The sequence below is a fragment of the Arthrobacter terricola genome, assembly GCF_004354015.1.
Classification (GTDB): Bacteria; Actinomycetota; Actinomycetes; order Actinomycetales; family Micrococcaceae; genus Arthrobacter; species Arthrobacter terricola.
Genome location: NZ_SMRU01000011.1, coordinates 1 through 18,954, shown reverse-complemented (window position 1 = coordinate 18,954; position 18,954 = coordinate 1). Strand labels below are relative to the sequence as shown.

The window sequence follows — 18,954 nt, the reverse complement described above, 5'->3', positions numbered from 1 at the left end:
CTTCGGGAGCAGTCCAAACTGCTCCGCACTTGATGCCGGCCAAAGGGGGATGCGTCAATGACGTTGAAAGCGTTGTCTCCGCAGGAACGTTCGGATGCCTTGGAAAAGGCGGCAAGGGCGCGTGCGCGGCGCGCCGCGGCCAAGGAACAGCTCCGGCACGGCGAACTCGGGCTTGCCCAGCTGATCAAGTCCGCGCAGGAGGACGAGGCCATCGCACGGATGCGGGTTTCCGAGCTTCTCGAAGCCGTTCCCGGCGTCGGTCCGGTACGGGCCCAGGCGATCATGGCTGAGATCGGAATCGCGCCTTCACGCCGGCTTCGTGGCCTGGGCATCCACCAATCCCGGTCGCTGATAGATTTCATGGAAGACAAGTACAGTGTTTAGCGCCTTCGGCAGGGGCCACCAGCCTCGGCCGAAGTGCAGTGACTCTTCATAAAGGACGATGTGAGCAAGAATCCGGGACTGACCGTCCTCGCTGGCCCTACTGCCGTAGGCAAGGGAACCGTATCCACGTATATCCGGGACAACTACCCCGAAGTCTGGCTTTCGGTCTCGGCCACCACCCGTGCCCCGCGCCCGGGGGAGAAGGACGGGGTCCACTACTTTTTCAAGTCCGCCGAGGAATTCGACGGCTTGGTCGATGAAGGCCAATTGCTCGAGTGGGCAGTAGTCCACGGCAAGAACCGATACGGAACACTGCGCAGCACGGTTGAAGCGGCCATTGCCGAGGGCAAATCGGTCCTTTTGGAGATCGACCTGCAGGGAGCGCGCCAGGTCAAGGCAGCCGTGCCGGATGCCAACTTCGTCTTCCTGGCCCCGCCCAGCTGGGACGAGATGGTGCGCCGCTTGGTTGGCCGTGGCACCGAAACCCCGGAGGAACAGCAGCGTCGGCTGGAAACCGCTAAACTGGAACTTGCCGCTGAACCGGAGTTTGACCACACCGTCATCAATGACGACGTACGCCGGGCAGCGGACGAGCTTGTTTCACTCATGGGGCTTACCCCGCACCAGCGCTAAGCGCTAGCACTTGTCAGCCCGCTAGAATTTGGAGATTTCGTGTCCACGAACCTTGAAGGCATCATCAACCCGCCGATCGATTCGCTGCTTGCTGCTGCCGATTCGAAGTACGGCCTGGTGATTTTCGGCGCCAAGCGCGCGCGCCAGATCAACGCCTACTACGCCCAGCTGCACGAGGGCCTCTTCGAGTACGTTGGCCCGCTGGTCGACACGAAGCTCAACGAAAAGTCGCTTTCCATCGCCTTGCGCGAGATCAACGAAGGCCTGCTGGTTTCCACCCCGATCGAGCCCGCAGAGTAAAAAGACAGCCTGTTGACGGAGGTCACGTGCGCATAGTCCTCGGAGTCGGGGGAGGGATCGCAGCCTACAAGGTTGCATCGCTCCTCCGGCTTTTTACTGAGGCCGGACACCATGTCACGGTCATCCCCACCGAAGCGGCCGGCCGGTTCGTCGGCGTAGCTACGTGGGAGGCCCTCTCGGGCAACCCCGTGAGCAACAGCGTGTTCGACGACGTCGACAAGGTCAACCACGTGCGCCTCGGCCACGAGGCCGACCTCATCGTCGTCGCTCCGGCGACGGCGGACCTGCTCGCCAAGGCGGCCACCGGACAAGCAAACGACCTGCTCACAAATACGCTCCTCATGGCCCACGGCCCGGTGCTGTTCGCTCCTGCGATGCACACAGAAATGTGGCAGAACGCGGCTACGCGGGCGAATGTCGAAACCTTGCGCAGCCGCGGCATCACGGTCCTCGAACCGGCAGTCGGTCGACTCACCGGTCCTGATTCCGGTCCGGGCCGGCTTCCGGAACCCGAAACGATATTCGCTGCCGCCATCGCACTGGCCGGCGATACCGCTGCCGTCGATTCCAGTGATGTCCTGGGGTCCAAGCCCCTCGCGGGCCGGACTGTCACGATATCCGCGGGAGGAACCCGGGAAGCACTGGACCCAGTGCGCTTCCTGGGCAACCGGTCATCCGGCAAGCAAGGCGTCGCCCTTGCCGCCGCGGCCCTCGAAGCAGGCGCCCGGGTCACGTTCCTTGCCGCCCACATGGATGTCTTGCCGCCATCGGGTGTCGATGTTGTCCGGGTGGAATCAGCCTTGGAACTCCGCGACGCCGCGCTGGAAGCCGCCTCCGGCTCCGACGTCGTGATTATGGCCGCCGCAGTGGCCGATTTCCGCCCCGCTGAAGTGTCCGACACCAAAATCAAGAAGAGCAACGGCGACGACGCTCCCGTACTGCACCTCGTGCAGAACCCGGACATCCTCCATGAACTGGTCGAACGCCGGAACGCGGACAAGGGTTCGCAATTGATCGTCGGTTTTGCCGCGGAAACGGGCGACGAGGACGGCGACGTCCTCCAGCATGCCACCGCCAAACTCAAACGCAAGGGCTGCGACCTCCTGGTAGTCAACCAAGTAGGTGTAGGGCGGGTCTTCGGCCAAGACGAGAACTCTGTGATTATTCTCTCCGGCAACGGCGCCGCCCCGCAGAGCGCTTCGGGTACCAAAACGGATGTTGCCGCCGTCGTGATTGACCGCATCAGTACGGAACTGGGGCGCGTACGGCCGGTCACGTAGCCGCGCGCCCGTTCATTAACACAGGGAACGTCCGTTCCTTAGCACAGGGACACACGGCGAAGGCCGGTCGCCCCCAACCGAGTAAGGTAGTCGAGTGACTTTACCGCTGCAACATCCCCAACCTCCACAGTCCAAACTCCGGCTCTTCACCTCAGAGTCTGTGACGGAAGGGCACCCGGACAAGATCTGCGACCAGATCAGCGACGCCATCCTTGATGCCCTCTTGGCGGCAGATCCCGAGTCTCGCGTTGCCGTCGAAACCATGGCCACCACGGGGCTGGTGCATGTGGCAGGCGAAGTCACTACGGACGCGTACGTCGAAATTCCACAGATCGTCCGTGAGACCATCCTGGGAATCGGGTATGACTCCTCCGCCAATGGCTTCGACGGCGCCCGTTGCGGCGTGTCTGTCTCGATCGGCCAGCAATCCAATGACATCGCTGGTGGCGTCTTCAATTCCCTCGAGGCGCGCGAAGGCCGCGAGGAGGACGACTACGACCTTCAGGGCGCGGGCGACCAAGGCATCATGTTCGGCTACGCGAGCGACGAAACGCCGTCCTACATGCCGACCCCGATCTGGCTCGCGCACCGGCTCTCCGAGCGCCTCACGGAAGTCCGCAAGAGCGGCGAACTGGCATACTTGCGCCCCGACGGCAAGACCCAGGTCACGGTCGGATACGACGGCGATCGTCCTGTCTCGGTTGAAACTGTCGTGATTTCCAGCCAGCACGCCGAAGGAACCAGCCTCGATCAGCTGCGTGCGGACCTCGCCACCCACGTGATCGACCCCGTCATGGCGCTGTCCAACCTGGACATTTCCCACATCAAGAACATCCTGAACCCCGCCGGAGCCTTCGTCATTGGCGGTCCCGTGGGCGACGCCGGGTTGACCGGCCGCAAGATCATCGTTGACACCTACGGGGGCTTTGCCCGCCACGGCGGCGGTGCTTTCTCCGGCAAGGATCCGTCGAAGGTGGACCGTTCCGCGGCCTACGCGATGCGCTGGGTGGCCAAGAACGTCGTGGCTGCTGGCCTGGCCAAGCGTGCTGAGATCCAGATCGCTTATGCGATCGGCCAAGCGCGGCCGGTGGGCACCTACGTGGAAACCTTCGGTACGGAGACAGTTGATCCGGCCAAGATCAGTGAAGCCATCTCAGAGATCTTCGACCTCCGTCCCCGGGCAATCATCGATGCCCTCGACCTCAAGCGTCCCATCTACGCCAAGACGGCCGCACATGGCCACTTCGGCCGCGACGAGCCCGACTTCACTTGGGAACGGTTGGACCGGGTGGACGAACTCAAGGAGTTCTTCAACGCCTGAGTCGTACATCCGAGGAATGCGGCCGGGACAAAATTGTCAGTGGTACATGCTTGGCTTGATTCAAGGATGAGCAACGGAACCGGATTTGTCTCCGGCCGGTACCCAGGGAGGTGGCACGCATGAGCGAGGACCCGCTGTTTGCCCTTTCCGCGTCACATGGTCCTGCACGGCAGCCATCCCTCCTGCAGGGCTTTCCCGCGCGGGCAGGAACGGGTCCGGCCCTCGCGGAAACCAATCCCGTGGCGCGCGTCGTCATCGAATCGCCGCTGCCGCACCTGGACCGGCCTTTTGATTACAGCGTCCCCGCCGAACTGGACGACGCCGCGCTGCCGGGCGTGCGCGTCAAGGTGCGGTTCAGTGGGCAGGAACTCAACGGTTACGTCGTCGACCGCGTAGTGTCGTCGGAGGGCGGTCATTCGCTGTCACCGCTCCTCAAAGTGGTGTCACCGTTGCAGGTGTTGCCGCCCTCCATGCTCGAACTCGCGTCGAACTTGGCTGCACGCTACGCCGGAACGCTGAGCGATGTCCTCCGCACGGCAATTCCTCCACGGGTCGCACGGCTTGAGAAGATGTTCCTCGCCGGTGACGCGATCGGCGACGATCCTGTTGAAACTCCGGGCGTCGCCCAGAACTCCCCAGCGGCCAGTCCGGCACATGCCGCGTGGGGTTCCTATACCAACGGTGCTTCGTACCTGCGCCATCTCGCCAGCGGGGGCTCGCCCAGGGCAGTGTTGACGGCGTTGAAGGGGTTCGGACCCACAGCCTGGCCGGAGCTCGTGGCCTCGGCCGTGGCAGCAGTACGGTCCTCGGGGCGTGGCGCCGTCGTCGTCGTTCCCGACTACCGCGATCTCGACCGCATGGAAGCGGCGCTCCTCGCGGTACTGCCTGCCGAGGACGTGGCACGGTTGACTGCCGACGACGGCCCGACGCCGCGGTACCGGAGCTATCTCAGGCTCCTCAGCGGTTCTGCCAAAGTAGCGGTGGGGACGCGTTCCGCGGCCTACGCTCCCGTGCAGGATCTTGGGCTCGTGGCGTGTTGGGACGACGGCGACGACCTCCACATCGACCAGCGCGCACCTTACGCGCACACCCGGGAAATCCTGCTGCTTCGTTCGGAACAGGAATCCGCGGCGTTCCTGGGCGCCGCCCACAGCCGCAGCACCGAACTTCAGCGGCTCATCGACGTCGCCTGGGCCGTTCCGGTGGAAGCTCCACGCTCCGTCGTCCGCGCCAACACGGCGCGCGTGCTAAATACCGCGGACAGTTTCGAACAAGAGCGGGATCCGCTGGCACGAATCGCCCGCTTGCCCGGTGCGGCTTGGCGGGCGGCCAAGGAAGGCCTTGAGCGCGGCCCCGTCCTGGTCCAGGTGGCCAGGGCCGGCTATGCGCCGTCGTTGGTTTGCGAAACGTGCCGCGAACCGGCCCGGTGCACCCACTGCCAAGGACCGCTCGCCGTTGCCGGGCAATCGGCTCCTCCACAGTGCCGTTGGTGTTCCGTTCCGGCTCCCGATTGGCGTTGCCGTTCATGCGGGGGTGTCCGGCTGCGTAAGGGGGCTAGCGGCGTACTCCGGACGGCAGAGGAACTGGGGAGGGCTTTTCCGGGAAAGACCGTAGTGACGTCCTCGGGTGATCAAGTCAAGGCATCCGTGAACGATTCCCATGCGCTCGTGGTTGCAACCGTGGGAGCCGAACCCGTCGCCCCTGGTGGATATGCTGCGGCACTCCTCCTGGACGGCAACTCGTTGCTGCGCAGGGAGAACCTACGTGCAGGCGAGGACACGGTGCGCCGGTGGTTCAACGCGGCAGCCCTTGTTCGTCCGGCGGATGAAGGCGGCCTGGTGGTAGTCACGGCGGACGACACCACAGCGGCCGGCGCGCTGGTTCGTTGGGATCCGGCAGGCTACGCCGCCCGCGAGCTATCACTCCGGCAGGAACTCCACTTGCCACCGGCCGTGCGGATCGCGTCCGTCACCGGCCAGCGCGCCGACGTCGTGCACTTCACGGAAAGCCTGGCGAGGGACATCCAGTTGCGTACCGTGGGCCCCGCACCCGTCATCCTTGCAGAAGTGCAACGGGAAGCCTCGCGTACCCCGGGCCAAGACCACGACGCCGAAGTGCGCACATTGTTCTTCATCCCGTACGGGCAGGCGGCCCACGCCACTCGGACGATGCGCGCCACGAAGGCTGCCAGCGCGGCGAAGCGCACCTCCGGCCCCGTCCAATTGCGGCTCGACGGCGTTGACGTCCTGTAGCGCCTACTTTTTCTTCCGACGCCGGATCGCAACCACTTCTTCGGCTACCGCCAGCAATTGGCGGGCCGACTCGTCCCAGGTGAAATCTGCCGCGCGCTCCACGGAGCGGCGCGACGCCGCTTTCCAGACATCTTCGTCCTCGAGGGCACGGACTGCTGCGGCAAATTCGGCGGGAGATTCCGCTTCTACGTAGCTTGCCGCATCGGCTCCCACTTCGCGGAAGATCGGGATGTCGCTCGCGATCACAGGAGTGCCCAACGCCATGGCTTCAACCAGCGGCAGGCCGTAGCCTTCGGCCTTGGACAGGCTGATGAGTGCGGTGGTCTTGAGCAGCAGCGCGTCGTATTCCGCATCCGTGACACCGTTATGGAACTGGACATTCGCCCCCTGCGGGACCAGGACTTCAAGTTCCGCGCGGCGTTCGGGCGTGATCCGGCTCAGGAGGTGCAGGGTGAATCCGGGCAGTTCAGCCATGCCCTGGACCATGGTTTCCACATTCTTGTATGGCATGAACGAACCCATGTAGAGCAGGGATTTCTCTGCTCCGCCGTCGGGATTCCGGGGTGTTTGGCCAGGCTGGGGTGCGTTGCCCACGATACGGACGGGTCGCCGGGTCAACCTGAATTTGGCCATGAGGGACTCGGTGGTGTGGCTGATGGTGGCGACGACGTCGGCACGGTTGAGCAGGAGGCGCTGAGGCCAGTACGCCTTGTGGTAGAGCCGCCAGAGCACGCGGACGGGTGCCGGGAGGAAGCCGGGAGGCGTCGGGTGCTCGTAGTAAATGAGGTCGTGGAGAGTCAGGACCAGGCCGTACTTCCGCCCGATGCTGCCCATGGTCTGCATCGGGCACACGACGACGTCGGGATCCAGCTTGTTGACTGCGCGGGCGACGAACAGCTCAAGCGGGGACAGCGGGCTGCCGATCTCCACGTAAGGGACGTCCGGCAGGAGTGCGAGCTGGCGTTTGTCGCTGATGAGCATGGTGACATCCGCGATCTTTGACGTTGCCGCGATGAGGCTCGCACCGTAGCGGCTGATGCCGTCATGGTGGTCCGTGCGGGTGAAACGGGCGTCGATGACGATTTTCACGCGGGGTGTTCCTCCAGGAAGCGGCGAATAGCGGCAGCGGCCGGCGCCGGTGTCTCGTAATGGATTAAATGCCCGACGCCGGGAATCACTTCCAGCGCACCATCGGGCAGCAGTTCCATCAGTTTGTGCTGGTCACGGAGAAGTGCGATCTCGTCCTTCTCGCCGGCTACCAGCAAGACAGGGAGGTCCAGTTGGCCGGCGACCTCGCCGACGTGGCTGGACACCGAGGCGCGGAAGGATTCGAGGAGGCTCGCGCGGTCCGCGAAAGCCGAGAAGTACGCATCGTGTTGGCCGTGCACGAAGGCACGCAGTTCCTTGTCCCGGGTCTTGGCCATGGCCGCGCTCATGATCCGGACAATGAGCCGGCTCCGCAGGAGTGCCAGTCCCAGGCGGCGCGGGAGCGTTGCGGAGGCCTGGTAGTAGAAGATCGCAAGCTTTGTCATGATGCCCTTGGGTCCTTCCAAAGCAGGCGCTGCGATGGGATTGACCAGGATGAGCGGGCGGATGGCTCCGGGGTTGGCGGCTGCGAAGTGGCTGGCAATGATCGAACCGAAGGAGTGCCCCAGGAGCACGGTGTCGGGGCCGAGTTCCAGGGCCGCCATGAAGCCGGTGATGAACTTCCCGAAGCGTTCTACTGTGTGCGGGTCGCCGGCAAACGGTTCCGAACTGCCGAAGCCCGGGAGGTCCGGCATGATCACCCGCATTTCCGGAAGGTGGTCCACCACCCGGAGCAGGCCATGGTGGTCACCGCGGAAACCGTGGATTACCAGGATTGTCCGCGTCGCGGGGGTTGTGGTCACCGGTTCATAGCACCAATAGGCCACGTTGCTGCCGTCAAGGTCGATGTCCGATGCTCTGGTCCGGTTGGCCAGGCTTTTGCTGAAAAACTCCTTGGGGGAGGTCTGTTCGGGTTTGGGGGAGTGGTTGTCCACTTGTTCCATTCGGCGGGTCCTACGTGACGTTGTCCGGGTGTGACCCCGTGCGGTGGTGACGCTCTAGTGCTGCGAGTCCGTCCATGTCGGCGGGTTCCAGTTGGAAACCGAAGACGTCGAAATTCTCCTGGATCCGTGCCGCGCTGCTGGCCTTTGGAATCACGATGTTCCCGAGTTGGATATGCCAGCGGACGACGATCTGTGCAGCTGTCTTTCCGTACTTGTCGGCGAGGGCGCGAATGGCCGGATCGTGAAGGACCTCGCCGCGCCCCAGGGGGCTCCAGGCCGCGGTACGGATCCGCAGTTGTTCGTGCAAGGTCCTGAGCCGGGGTTGCTGCAGCCACGGGTGGAGCTCGATTTGGTTGACGGCGGGGACCACTTCGGCCTTTTGCATGAGGGCTTCGAGATGGGCGGCCTGGAAATTTGAAACCCCGATGGCACGGACCCGGCCTTCCCGGTACAGGGTTTCCATGGCACGGTAGCTTTCCTGGTACAGGCCGCGCCCTGCGCATGGCCAGTGGATCAGGTACAGATCGACGTAGTCCAAGCCCAGGCTGGCCATGGAGGCGTCGAATGCTCGCAGCGTAGCGTCATAGCCTTGGTCGTCGTTCCATACTTTCGTGGTGACGAAGACGTCTTCGCGGGAAAGCAGGTGTGTGCTTTCCCCCGAGCCGCCCGTCTGTCCATCCAATGCGGCCGGCGGGATCACTGCGCTGCCGATGCCACGGCCCACGCCGTATTCATTTCCGTACATGGCCGCGGTATCGAAATGCCTGTAGCCGGCGCCGATGGCGGTCGCCACGAGGGAAGCGGCGTCGGCCGGCGGCACTTTGTAGAGCCCGAATCCCAACTGGTCAATCATGACGCCGTTGTTGAGACTGAGCCTGGGCGAGGGTTTCATAGCCTTGACTTTACCTACCTCTGCGCCGGGAATGTCCAAGGAAATGCCAAATGGTCAGGATGTGCCATCGAAACTCACGAGGCGTTTGGCCGTACCTTCGTCAACAATCAAGTCGGTCGCCAGGCGCGCGTTGAGGGCACCGCGCAGGCCGTTGATTTTGGACGCGCCGGAGACGACGCAGATGCGGCGCCGGACCTGACGCAATTGCTCGTGGCTAGGTCCGGTGGAACGTTCGTTCAAAGTGATTCCATCCGATGAGCCGTCGGCCCGGAAGAAGACAGTGGCAACATCGCCCACCACGTCAGAGCCCGCCAACAGGTTGAGATCCGTTTCGTCCAGGTAGCCGCCGGCATAAACGTGGCTCGGATAGTCCGAATCGACGGATCCAACGCCGAAAATGGCGATGCCCATGCGCGCTTGGAGATCGAGCACGCGCTGGACGCTTCGTTCATTCCACATCGCAGTCTTCGTGGAGGCGTGGTCAAAGAACGCTGGGACGGGGAACTGTTCCACCCGAGCGCCGTAGGCAAGGCCGAAGCGGCGCATGATGTCACTGGCGTACGTGATGCCGGTGGTCTGCATGTTCCCGGCCCCATTGAGTTGCACGAAAGTGCTGTCGTGCGTGATCTTGCGCGTCAAGTGCCTGCTGACGGCACTGATGGTCGCGCCCCAGGCAACGCCGATGATGGCGTTGGAATCTACGAGCGGACCGATGGTCCTGGCCGCCTGGATGGCCACTCTTTCCAAGGTTTCCGCCTCATTGAGGGTCTCCAGGACGGGCACCACATGCGCGTCGACGCCGTAGCGGCTACGGATCAGGCGCTCCAGTTCCGGCGCGGAATCGAACGGGCTGCGGATCTGGACCTGTACCAGTCCGGACTCGCGCGCCGAAGACAAGAGCCGGGAAACGGTTGAACGCGAGGTCCGCAATTCCCGCGCAATCGCGTCCATCGTGAGGTCTTGAAGGTAGTACATCTGCGCTGCCCTGAGGGCATCCGAATGCCGTGATCGTGCCATCGCTGTTCCGTTTCAATCCGGTACGGTTCCGATTTTGCACGTTTGTGCAAATGGGTTGATTTCATTTTCCATCCCTTCGAAGAATAGTTGTGCACGCAGCACCGCCACGTGACGCAGTGCACATCCGAAACCCAGCACCACCACAACCACAGCCCAAGGGAGCAGTTTTGGGACACAACAACTTTTCCGGTTCCGCAGCGGGAACACATCGAACCTCCGCGTCGGCCCTTCGCGAGCGGGCAGCAGCCCAGGTGCTCGTCATCGGCGGTGGCATCAACGGCGTCGGAACCTTCCGCGACCTCGCCCTCCAAGGCGTGGACGTAGCGCTGGTGGAGCGCGGCGACTACTGCCAGGGTGCAAGCGGGGCCTCGTCCCACATGATCCATGGCGGCATCCGCTACCTCGAGAACGGCGAATTCCGCCTCGTGCAGGAATCGGTCGTAGAGCGCAACCGGCTCCTGAAGATCGCCCCGCATTACGTGAAGCCCCTGCAAACGACCATCCCGATCTTCAGCACCTTTTCGGGGATGCTGTCGGCACCCATGCGCTTCCTCACGCACAAGCAAGGCAAGCCGAAGGAACGCGGCGCCTTCCTCATCAAGCTCGGCTTGAGCATCTACGATTTCTTCTCCCGCGACGGCGGCAGCGTGCCGCGCCACCAGTTCCACGGACGGGAAAACGCCCTGGCCGAATTGCCCCGGCTGCACCCGGGCATCAAGTACACCGCTACCTATTTCGACGCGTCGGTCCACAATCCCGAACGATTGACCCTCGACGTTCTGCAAGACGGCGAAAAGGCCGGCAGAGGCAGCGCCTTGCCGGGTGGCAGCGCCCGGCCAAGCAATTATGTTTCGCTCGTCTCAATGGACCCGACCGCCGGCACCGTGTTGCTCCGGGATGAACTCTCAGGCGAGGAATTCACCTTCCGGGCGGACGTCATCGTGAACACCACGGGCGCCTGGGTAGACCAGACCAATGCCGCAATTGGCTCCGCGACCCGGTTCATGGGAGGGACCAAGGGATCGCATATCGTCCTGGACCACCCTGAACTCCTGGCAGCTTGCAACGGCCGCGAAATATTCTTCGAACACACCGATGGCAGGATCGTCCTCATCTACCCAATGGGCGACCGGGTCCTCGTTGGCACCACGGATGTCGATGCCGACATGTCAGAGGACGCCGTGTGCACCGAGGCCGAGATCGACTACTTCTTCGACCTCGTCGGTAACGTCTTCCCCTCGATCTCCGTCAACCGGGACCAAATCGTCTACAGCTTCGCCGGCGTCCGGCCCTTGCCGCGCCACGATGAAACCCAACCCGGATTCGTTTCCCGCGACTACCGCATCGAACGAAGCGAGCGTCCAGCTATTGGTGCCGCTGCCGCACCAGGCGGCAAGGCCGCCGTCGTACTCTCCCTGGTGGGTGGAAAGTGGACGACATTCCGCGCTCTTGCCGAGCACCTGGGCAACGACGTCCTGCGCGAATTGGGCATGGAACGGAAGACGACGACGGCGAAGCTCGCCATCGGGGGAGGCGTCGGCTTCCCCACTACGGAAGACGGGGTCCAGGACTGGATCAAGGAGCACATGGCGCCCGGCCTCGACGCCGAACGGGTGGAAGGCCTGCTGACCCGGTACGGAACCCGGGCGGAAGCGGTCATCGCCTATCTCGCCGCGGGTGAGGACCGGAAACTGCGCTCCACCAACGAACTGAGCGTCCGGGAACTGGAGTTCATGGCCGCGAACGAACAGGTCGGCCACCTCGTGGACGTCCTCATCCGTCGGACGTCATTGGCCTTCCGCGGACTCGTCACTGGCGAGCTGCTCAATGAGGTGACAGACGTGCTTGCAGGCGAACTTGGCTGGGAACCGGCCCGGTGCGACGCCGAAATCGAGCACGCCCAGCATGTTCTGCAGCACTTCCATGGCGTGACTGTTCACAGCCTCGTCTCGTGAACGTAATGTACGTCACAACAGCTTGATTGTCCGGACCACAAACCCCGGACACAAGGGTTGCCGTGCCCCGGTTTGCCGCCGGGCACCGCAACCGGTACGGCGCCTCCGAACGTCGGACCAACGGCCCCCAACAAGTGCGAGGGGCCGACAACAGAAGAAAATGAGGAGTCAAAGATGTCTCTCGGAATTGTTTTCCTTTCCGAAGTATTCGGAACCGGCATGCTAACCCTGCTGGGCTGTGGCGTCGTTGCAAACGTCGCGCTCAAAGGCACCAAGGGCAACAACGGCGGATTCCTGATGGTGAATTTCGGCTGGGGCATTGCTGTCTTCGCCGGTGTCTACGTGGCGGCCATGTCCGGCGCACACCTGAACCCAGCCGTAACCCTTGGCCTGCTGATCAACGGCAAGGCGGAGTTCGCTCCGGGTGTGGCGGTCAGCGCCGCCTCGACGTTCACCTACTTCGGCGGCGAACTGCTCGGCGCTTTCCTGGGCGCCGTTGTGGTGTGGCTCGCGCACAAGCAGCATTTCGACGTCGAGCCCCTCCCGGCAAGCAAACTCGCCGTTTTCTCCACCGGACCTGCCATCCGCTCCTATCCGTGGAACCTCGTCACCGAAATCATCGCCACGTTTGTACTGGTCTTCGTGATCCTTGCTTTCGGCGGAACCCCGTCCGGCCTCGGCCCCCTCGCAGTGGCGTTGCTCGTCGTCGGTATCGGCGCTTCCCTTGGCGGCCCCACAGGCTACGCCATCAACCCCGCCCGTGACCTCGGCCCGCGCATCGCCCACGCGGTCCTCCCGATCAAGGGCAAAGGGTCCAGCGACTGGGCCTACTCCTGGGTTCCCGTGGTCGGCCCGCTCCTGGGCGGAACCATCGCCGGCCTCGTCGCCCACGGACTGCCGATCATGGCAACCGTCACCAAGTAACACAACGCTCCGAACAACAGCCAATCCACGCACCACCAACCAGACAAGGACGTCAAAATGTCGCAATACGTCATCGCCATCGACCAGGGAACCACCAGCTCGCGCGCCATCGTCTTCGACCACTCGGGCAACATCGTCTCCACCGGCCAGATGGAACACGAACAGATCTTCCCCCAGGCCGGCTGGGTGGAACACAACCCCATCGAGATCTGGGACAACGTCCGGGAAGTTGTCGGCTCGGCGTTGTCGAAAGCCAACCTGACCCGGCATGACATCGCGGCCGTCGGAATCACCAACCAACGCGAAACCGCCGTCGTGTGGGACAAGAACACGGGCCAGCCGATCTACAACGCCATCGTCTGGCAAGACACCCGGACCCAGCCGATCGTCGACGAGCTCGCGCGCGACGGGGGAGCGGAAAGGTTCAAGCAGCAGGTCGGCCTGCCACTCGCCACCTACTTCTCCGGAACCAAGATCAAATGGATCCTGGACAACGTCGAAGGTGCGCGGGCCAAAGCCGAAGCCGGCGACCTCATTTTCGGAAACACCGACTGCTGGGTCCTGTGGAACCTGACCGGCGGAGTCGACGGTGGGGTGCACGCAACGGACGTCACGAACGCCTCGCGCACCATGTTCATGGACTTGGAAACCCTGCAGTGGGACCAGGAAATCCTCGACGCCTTCGGTGTTCCGGCATCGATGATGCCCGCGATCAAATCCTCCTCGGAGGTCTACGGAACAGTCCACACCTCCCAGTTGCTCCGCGAAGTCCCCGTCGCCGGCATCCTGGGCGACCAGCAAGCCGCCACGTTCGGCCAAGCCGCATTCCAGCCCGGCGAAGCGAAAAACACCTATGGCACGGGTTGCTTCCTGATCTTCAACACCGGCGAGGAAATCGTCCACTCGAAGAACGGCCTGCTGACCACGCTGGGCTACAAGCTGGGCGACGCCAAACCCCATTACGCGCTGGAAGGTTCCATCGCCGTGACGGGCTCCCTGATCCAGTGGCTCCGGGACAACCTGAACCTGATCAGCTCCGCGCCCGAGGTGGAAGCCCTCGCCGCGGGCGTCGAAAACAACGGCGGCGTCTACATCGTTCCGGCGTTCTCCGGCTTGTTCGCACCATACTGGCGAGCGGACGCCCGCGGAGCCATCGTGGGGCTGACCCGCTTCGCCAACAAGGGCCACATCGCCCGCGCGGCGCTGGAGGCCACCGCCTTCCAGACCCGCGAAGTGCTCGACGCCGTCAACGCCGACTCGGGCGTCCCGCTGACAGAGCTAAAGGTCGACGGCGGAATGGTCGCCAACGAGGCACTCATGCAGTTCCAGGCCGATATTCTGGGCGTCCCTGTTGTCCGTCCGAAGGTGGTTGAAACGACGGCACTCGGGGCAGCCTACGCGGCTGGGCTCGCCGTCGGATTCTGGAAGGACCTCGGCGAGTTGAGCGCGAACTGGGGCGAGGACAAGCGCTGGGAACCGCAGTTGCCCGCGGACGAGCAAGAGCGGCAGTTGCGCCTCTGGAAGAAGGCTGTCACCAAGTCGATGGACTGGGTGGACGACGACGTGAGGTAAGTTCTGCCGCTCCGGAGAGGTTCTCCTCACCTGTTTCGAGGGGGCGGCCCCTGCCCCGCCCGCTTCGCGGTGCCCACCACACCCGGGCGAGGGGCCGCCCCCTCGAAACCTGCCTCCCTCGCCACTGTGCGGGTCACCTCCCTGGAATCCCAGTCCGCTCACTGTGGTGCGCTAGAGTAGGTTTATGCGTGCGATCCTTCTGCTTAGCTAGCCGCCCGGTTTTATCGAAGACCGAGCGGCCGCCCCTCCTTGCCGAGGGGCTTTTGTGTGTCCGGGACTTTCCGGAACGTGGGGCAGGAGGCAAAACCGTGATGGAAGAACAGAAGAGGGCAGCAGTGAGCGTTCAGCCGGAGACAGACACCGGAGCACAGTCAAGCGTGGCAGGTGAAACGCCCGAGGAGGGCGTCTACAGCTTTGCGGCGATGGAGGCCAAATGGCCACAGGTCTGGGAAGACCTCAAAGTCTTCACCCCTCTCGACGACGGATCGCGCGAGCGGCGCTACGTCCTGGACATGTTCCCCTATCCGTCCGGCGACCTCCACATGGGCCACGCAGAGGCCTTCGCGATGGGCGACGTCGTTGCACGGTATCTGCGCCAGAAGGGCTTCGACGTCCTGCACCCGATCGGCTGGGATTCCTTCGGCCTGCCCGCTGAGAACGCGGCCATCAAGCGGAATGCCCACCCGAGCGAGTGGACCTACGCGAACATCGACACGCAAGCGGCGTCGTTCAAGCGCTACGCCATCTCCGCGGACTGGTCCCGCCGCCTGCACACCTCGGACCCGGAGTACTACCAGTGGACGCAATGGCTGTTCAAGCGCTTTTACGAGCGGGGACTGGCTTACCGCAAAGATTCCCCGGTCAACTGGTGCCCGAAGGACCTGACCGTCCTCGCCAATGAGCAAGTGGTCAACGGCGCCTGCGAACGCTGTGGAACCCCGGTGACCAAGAAGTCCCTGAACCAGTGGTACTTCAAGATCACGGACTACGCCGACCGCCTGCTGGACGACATGTCCGAACTCCAGGGACATTGGCCCGAGCGCGTGCTCGCCATGCAGCGCAACTGGATCGGCCGCTCCGAAGGCGCCCACGTGCGGTTCCGCATCGAAGCCACGGACACCAGGGCTGAACGCGAGGTCACCGTATTCACCACTCGCCCCGACACCCTGTACGGTGCGACGTTCTTCGTTGTGGCCGCGGACGCCCACTTGGCCCTCGACCTTGTCACGCCCGAACACCACGATGACCTGATGGCTTACCGCGAACGGGTCAAGGCCCTCTCGGACATCGAGCGCCAGTCCACCGAACGCGAGAAGACCGGCGTCTTCACCGGCCGCTACGCCATCAACCCGCTCAACGGTGAAAAGCTGCCTGTCTGGGCGGCTGACTACGTGCTCGCCGACTACGGCACAGGCGCCATCATGGCCGTCCCTGCCCATGACCAGCGCGACCTCGATTTCGCACGTGCTTTCGACCTTCCCGTGCGCGCGGTGCTCGATACTGGCGCAGAAGACCCGGCAGAAACCGGCGTCGCGACCGCCGGCGAAGGCACCCTCATGAATTCCGGCGATCTGGACGGACTGTCGAAGGCCGAAGCCATCCCGGCTGCCATTGAGATCCTCGAGAAGCTCGGCACAGGGGAGAAGTTCGTCAACTTCCGCCTCCGTGACTGGCTCCTGAGCCGCCAGCGGTTCTGGGGTACCCCGATCCCCATCATCCACTGTGCCGAATGCGGCGAAGTCCCCGTGCCCGATGATCAATTGCCGGTCACGCTGCCCGAGGACCTGCGTGGCGAGGCATTGTCGCCGAGGGGAACCTCCCCGCTCGCTGCTGCCGCAGAATGGGTCAACGTGGAGTGCCCCAACTGCGGGCGTGCCGCCCAGCGCGACACCGACACCATGGACACCTTCGTCGACTCGTCCTGGTACTTCCTGCGCTTCGTCTCCCCGCACTACACAGAAGGTCCGTTCGATCCGGCAACGATCAACGACTGGATGCCGGTTGGTCAGTACGTGGGCGGCGTGGAGCACGCCATCCTACACCTCCTATATGCCCGCTTCTTCACCAAAGTCATCCACGACATGGGCCTCCTTGAAGCAGATGAACCGTTCAGTGCCTTGCTCAACCAGGGACAGGTCCTCAACGGCGGCAAGGCCATGAGCAAGTCGCTTGGCAATGGTGTGGACCTCGGCGAGCAACTGGACAAGTTCGGCGTGGACGCCGTCCGGCTCACGATGGTCTTCGCTTCGCCGCCGGAAGACGACGTCGACTGGGCGGATGTCTCGCCGTCGGGCTCCGCGAAGTTCCTCGCCCGGGCGTGGCGCCTTGGCCAGGACGTCACGAGCGAACCTGGCGTCGACGCTGCCACGGGGGACCGCGCCCTCCGCACCGTCACGCACCGCACCATCGCCGACGCCGTCGAGCTTCTTGACAACAACAAGTTCAACGTCGTCGTGGCAAAGCTGATGGAGTTGGTCAACGCAACCCGCAAGGCCATCGATTCGGGTGCGGGAGGCGCGGATCCAGCAGTCCGCGAAGCGGCCGAGGCCGTGGCTGTCATCCTGAGCCTCTTCGCCCCGTACACGGCCGAAGACATGTGGAACCAGTTGGGGCACCCGGCCTCGGTGGCGAACGCTGGTTGGCCCGCACACGATCCGTCACTCCTTGTCCAGGACACGGTGACGGCCGTCGTGCAGGTCCAGGGCAAAGTGCGCGACCGGCTGGAAGTCTCGCCCGACGTCAGCGTAGACGCATTGCGCGAACTCGCCCTCGCCAGCGAGAATGTCCAGCGGGCGCTCGATGGCCGCGGGATCCGCACAGTGATCGTTCGCGCACCTAAACTGGTCAACATCGTTCCGGCGTAGCCGGGAATCCGGCCGCCGGCACCCGCCGGCGGCCGGCCAGCAGCCCAGGAGGCACCGTTGACGGATCGCGAACCACCAGCCTGGCTGTGGCTCAGGGACCGTTTATCGCGCCTGCGCCAGCCGACGACGCCGGCACGCGGCACTGCGGAACCGCTCCCGATCGTGGTGCGCACCGCCGTCGTTACCGATTCGGCAGCCGCCCTTCCGTCCGATTGGGTCAAGCCGTTCGTGGCTGACGGACGGCTCGCCATCGTACCGATGCCGGTCATGGTCGGCGAAGAAATTTACGGCGAAGGCGAAGACGACATCACCGAAACGCTCTCGTTGGCCCTGGTCGCGGGAGCTTCGGTCAAAACGTCCAGGCCGTCCCCGGGCCAGTTCGAACAGGCATATCTCGCCGCCCAGCGGCGTGGTTTCGAATCAATTGTCTCCCTCCATATTTCCGCAGGCCTGTCCGGGACCGCAGACGCCGCAAGGCTGGCCGCCCAGCGTGTATCCATTCCCGTCGAAGTTGTTGACTCACGCACCGTCGGGATGGCGCTCGGCATGGGAGTGCAAGCAGCGCTCCTCGCCGCAGGCACGGGCCTTGCGGCATCGGACGTCAAAGCCCTCGCGGAAGAGAGGCTGGCGGCCACGAAGGTCTATTTTTATGTTCCTAGCCTTGAGCAGCTACGGCGTGGAGGAAGAATAGGCGCCGCCGCATCACTTCTCGGCACGATGCTCTCAATCAAGCCGATCCTGGCGGTCGACGATGGAAAGATCGTTCCGCTGGAAAAAGTGCGTTCGGCGGCCCGGGCCATCGCGCGTCTCGAAGAAATCGTTGCGGCAGACGTCAATTCGCGTCCCGCGGGCCAGTCGCGGCTCGCTGTCCACCACTTCGGAAACGTGGGCGAGGCTGAGCAACTCGCGTCACGGCTGGCGGAGGACTGCAGTTCATGCCCAGCGGTCCAACTCAGCGCGCTTCCCGCCGTACTGGCGGCACACGCAGGACTGGGAGTCCTTGCGGTGGTCGTCGGCCCAGGCGAGCAAGTCACGTCGGAAGATCCATTGGCTCCGGAATACTGGTCACCGGAATATTGAGTCGGTGCAGGATCGACCCGTCGATTGGATCCAATAGGGGGCGTCGCGATGTTGTCCACATACGGCGGGATGGGCCTGCACATCATGACGGGGCGGTTCTAGGCTCGGGGTATGCCACGCAGAAAGGGTGCCGTCTCGGCCTACGACGCCGCCCAAGCTGCACGGAATCGCTTCGCCGCGCGCCTCGGGGTTGACGTCGGCGTCCCGGCGCTGTTGCCCTTGCCCGTCCAGAGCGGAAAAGCCCGGGCAGAACCTCAGCACCACGGCCCGGAGAAGGAACCATCCGACGATGACAGCGACACGATCGTCGCGGAGCTGCAGCGTCCGCTAAGGGTCCGGTGGCGTACGCCGTGGCGTGTCGCGGCAATCCTCGCAATTCCTTGCCTCGCACTTCTGGCTTGGTTTGGCTGGAAGGCCTTCGCAGCGCAGCCGGCCGCCGAGCCCTTGGTC

The 18,954-nt window shown here is 63.9% G+C and carries 15 protein-coding genes and 1 pseudogene; 12 read left to right on the top strand and 4 right to left on the bottom strand.

All coding sequences use genetic code 11. From position 1 onward, the window contains the following. Nucleotides 1-57: 57 nt before the first annotated feature. The 6 genes from mihF to E1809_RS10550 all read left to right on the top strand — a co-directional run bounded on the left by mihF (nucleotide 58) and on the right by E1809_RS10550 (nucleotide 6,170). Nucleotides 58-384 (top strand): integration host factor, actinobacterial type, encoded by a 327-nt coding sequence (mihF, locus tag E1809_RS10575; protein WP_133204201.1) that lies wholly within the window; start codon nucleotides 58-60, stop codon nucleotides 382-384. Nucleotides 385-444: 60 nt separating this feature from the next. Then, on the top strand, nucleotides 445-1,017 hold the full coding sequence (gmk, locus tag E1809_RS10570) for a guanylate kinase (protein WP_133204200.1): 573 nt from the start codon (nucleotides 445-447) through the stop codon (nucleotides 1,015-1,017). Nucleotides 1,018-1,056: 39 nt separating this feature from the next. Next, on the top strand, nucleotides 1,057-1,317 hold the full coding sequence (gene rpoZ / locus E1809_RS10565) for a DNA-directed RNA polymerase subunit omega (protein ID WP_078109003.1): 261 nt from the start codon (nucleotides 1,057-1,059) through the stop codon (nucleotides 1,315-1,317). A gap of 26 nt (nucleotides 1,318-1,343) precedes the next feature. After that, nucleotides 1,344-2,597 (top strand): bifunctional phosphopantothenoylcysteine decarboxylase/phosphopantothenate--cysteine ligase CoaBC, encoded by a 1,254-nt coding sequence (coaBC, locus tag E1809_RS10560; protein WP_133204199.1) that lies wholly within the window; start codon nucleotides 1,344-1,346, stop codon nucleotides 2,595-2,597. 94 nt (nucleotides 2,598-2,691) lie between these two features. Continuing rightward, nucleotides 2,692-3,918, top strand: a complete 1,227-nt coding sequence (metK, locus tag E1809_RS10555) for a methionine adenosyltransferase (RefSeq protein WP_133204198.1) — start codon at nucleotides 2,692-2,694, stop codon at nucleotides 3,916-3,918. A 119-nt stretch (nucleotides 3,919-4,037) separates the two neighbouring features. Beyond that, a complete protein-coding gene (locus E1809_RS10550; RefSeq protein ID WP_133204197.1) occupies nucleotides 4,038-6,170 on the top strand; it encodes a primosomal protein N' in 2,133 nt (710 codons plus the stop codon). A 3-nt stretch (nucleotides 6,171-6,173) separates the two neighbouring features. Here the strand turns inward: E1809_RS10550 and E1809_RS10545 are convergent, their stop codons facing one another. From E1809_RS10545 to E1809_RS10530, 4 genes are read right to left on the bottom strand one after another with little or no spacing between them, the layout of a single operon-like run. Continuing rightward, nucleotides 6,174-7,259: a glycosyltransferase family 4 protein gene (locus E1809_RS10545; protein ID WP_133204196.1), complete on the bottom strand. Its 1,086-nt coding sequence runs from the start codon at nucleotides 7,257-7,259 to the stop codon at nucleotides 6,174-6,176. Beyond that, entirely contained in the window at nucleotides 7,256-8,200 is a 945-nt protein-coding gene (locus E1809_RS10540; RefSeq protein ID WP_133204195.1) for an alpha/beta fold hydrolase, read from the bottom strand. The genes E1809_RS10545 and E1809_RS10540 overlap by 4 nt, the downstream gene beginning before the upstream one ends. A gap of 10 nt (nucleotides 8,201-8,210) precedes the next feature. Beyond that, a complete protein-coding gene (locus E1809_RS10535) occupies nucleotides 8,211-9,092 on the bottom strand; it encodes an aldo/keto reductase (RefSeq protein ID WP_133204194.1) in 882 nt (293 codons plus the stop codon). Nucleotides 9,093-9,146: 54 nt separating this feature from the next. After that, a complete protein-coding gene (locus E1809_RS10530; RefSeq protein ID WP_133204193.1) occupies nucleotides 9,147-10,109 on the bottom strand; it encodes a sugar-binding transcriptional regulator in 963 nt (320 codons plus the stop codon). Between the two features lie 167 nt (nucleotides 10,110-10,276). Between E1809_RS10530 and E1809_RS10525 the strand changes: the two genes are divergently transcribed. From E1809_RS10525 to E1809_RS10500, 6 genes and pseudogenes are all read left to right on the top strand, one after another. Beyond that, nucleotides 10,277-12,064 (top strand): glycerol-3-phosphate dehydrogenase/oxidase, encoded by a 1,788-nt coding sequence (locus E1809_RS10525; RefSeq protein ID WP_133204192.1) that lies wholly within the window; start codon nucleotides 10,277-10,279, stop codon nucleotides 12,062-12,064. A gap of 174 nt (nucleotides 12,065-12,238) precedes the next feature. Next, nucleotides 12,239-12,988, top strand: a complete 750-nt coding sequence (locus tag E1809_RS10520; protein WP_133204191.1) for an MIP/aquaporin family protein — start codon at nucleotides 12,239-12,241, stop codon at nucleotides 12,986-12,988. Between the two features lie 57 nt (nucleotides 12,989-13,045). Then, nucleotides 13,046-14,560, top strand: a complete 1,515-nt coding sequence (gene glpK / locus E1809_RS10515; RefSeq protein ID WP_133204190.1) for a glycerol kinase GlpK — start codon at nucleotides 13,046-13,048, stop codon at nucleotides 14,558-14,560. Between the two features lie 335 nt (nucleotides 14,561-14,895). Beyond that, entirely contained in the window at nucleotides 14,896-17,424 is a 2,529-nt protein-coding gene (gene leuS / locus E1809_RS10510; RefSeq protein ID WP_133204310.1) for a leucine--tRNA ligase, read from the top strand. 57 nt (nucleotides 17,425-17,481) lie between these two features. Then, on the top strand, nucleotides 17,482-18,504 hold the full coding sequence (locus tag E1809_RS10505) for a DegV family protein (protein ID WP_133204189.1): 1,023 nt from the start codon (nucleotides 17,482-17,484) through the stop codon (nucleotides 18,502-18,504). A 111-nt stretch (nucleotides 18,505-18,615) separates the two neighbouring features. Continuing rightward, a pseudogene (locus E1809_RS10500) lies at nucleotides 18,616-18,954 on the top strand (hypothetical protein); the annotation flags it as partial.

Coding starts and splice junctions, on each gene's coding strand:
- mihF (WP_133204201.1), top strand. CDS start 58: ATGACGTTGAAAGCGTTGTCTCCGCAGGAACGTTCGGATGCCTTGGAA.
- E1809_RS10550 (WP_133204197.1), top strand. CDS start 4,038: ATGAGCGAGGACCCGCTGTTTGCCCTTTCCGCGTCACATGGTCCTGCA.
- E1809_RS10540 (WP_133204195.1), bottom strand. CDS start 8,200: ATGGAACAAGTGGACAACCACTCCCCCAAACCCGAACAGACCTCCCCC.
- E1809_RS10535 (WP_133204194.1), bottom strand. CDS start 9,092: ATGAAACCCTCGCCCAGGCTCAGTCTCAACAACGGCGTCATGATTGAC.
- E1809_RS10530 (WP_133204193.1), bottom strand. CDS start 10,109: ATGGCACGATCACGGCATTCGGATGCCCTCAGGGCAGCGCAGATGTAC.
- E1809_RS10520 (WP_133204191.1), top strand. CDS start 12,239: ATGTCTCTCGGAATTGTTTTCCTTTCCGAAGTATTCGGAACCGGCATG.
- glpK (WP_133204190.1), top strand. CDS start 13,046: ATGTCGCAATACGTCATCGCCATCGACCAGGGAACCACCAGCTCGCGC.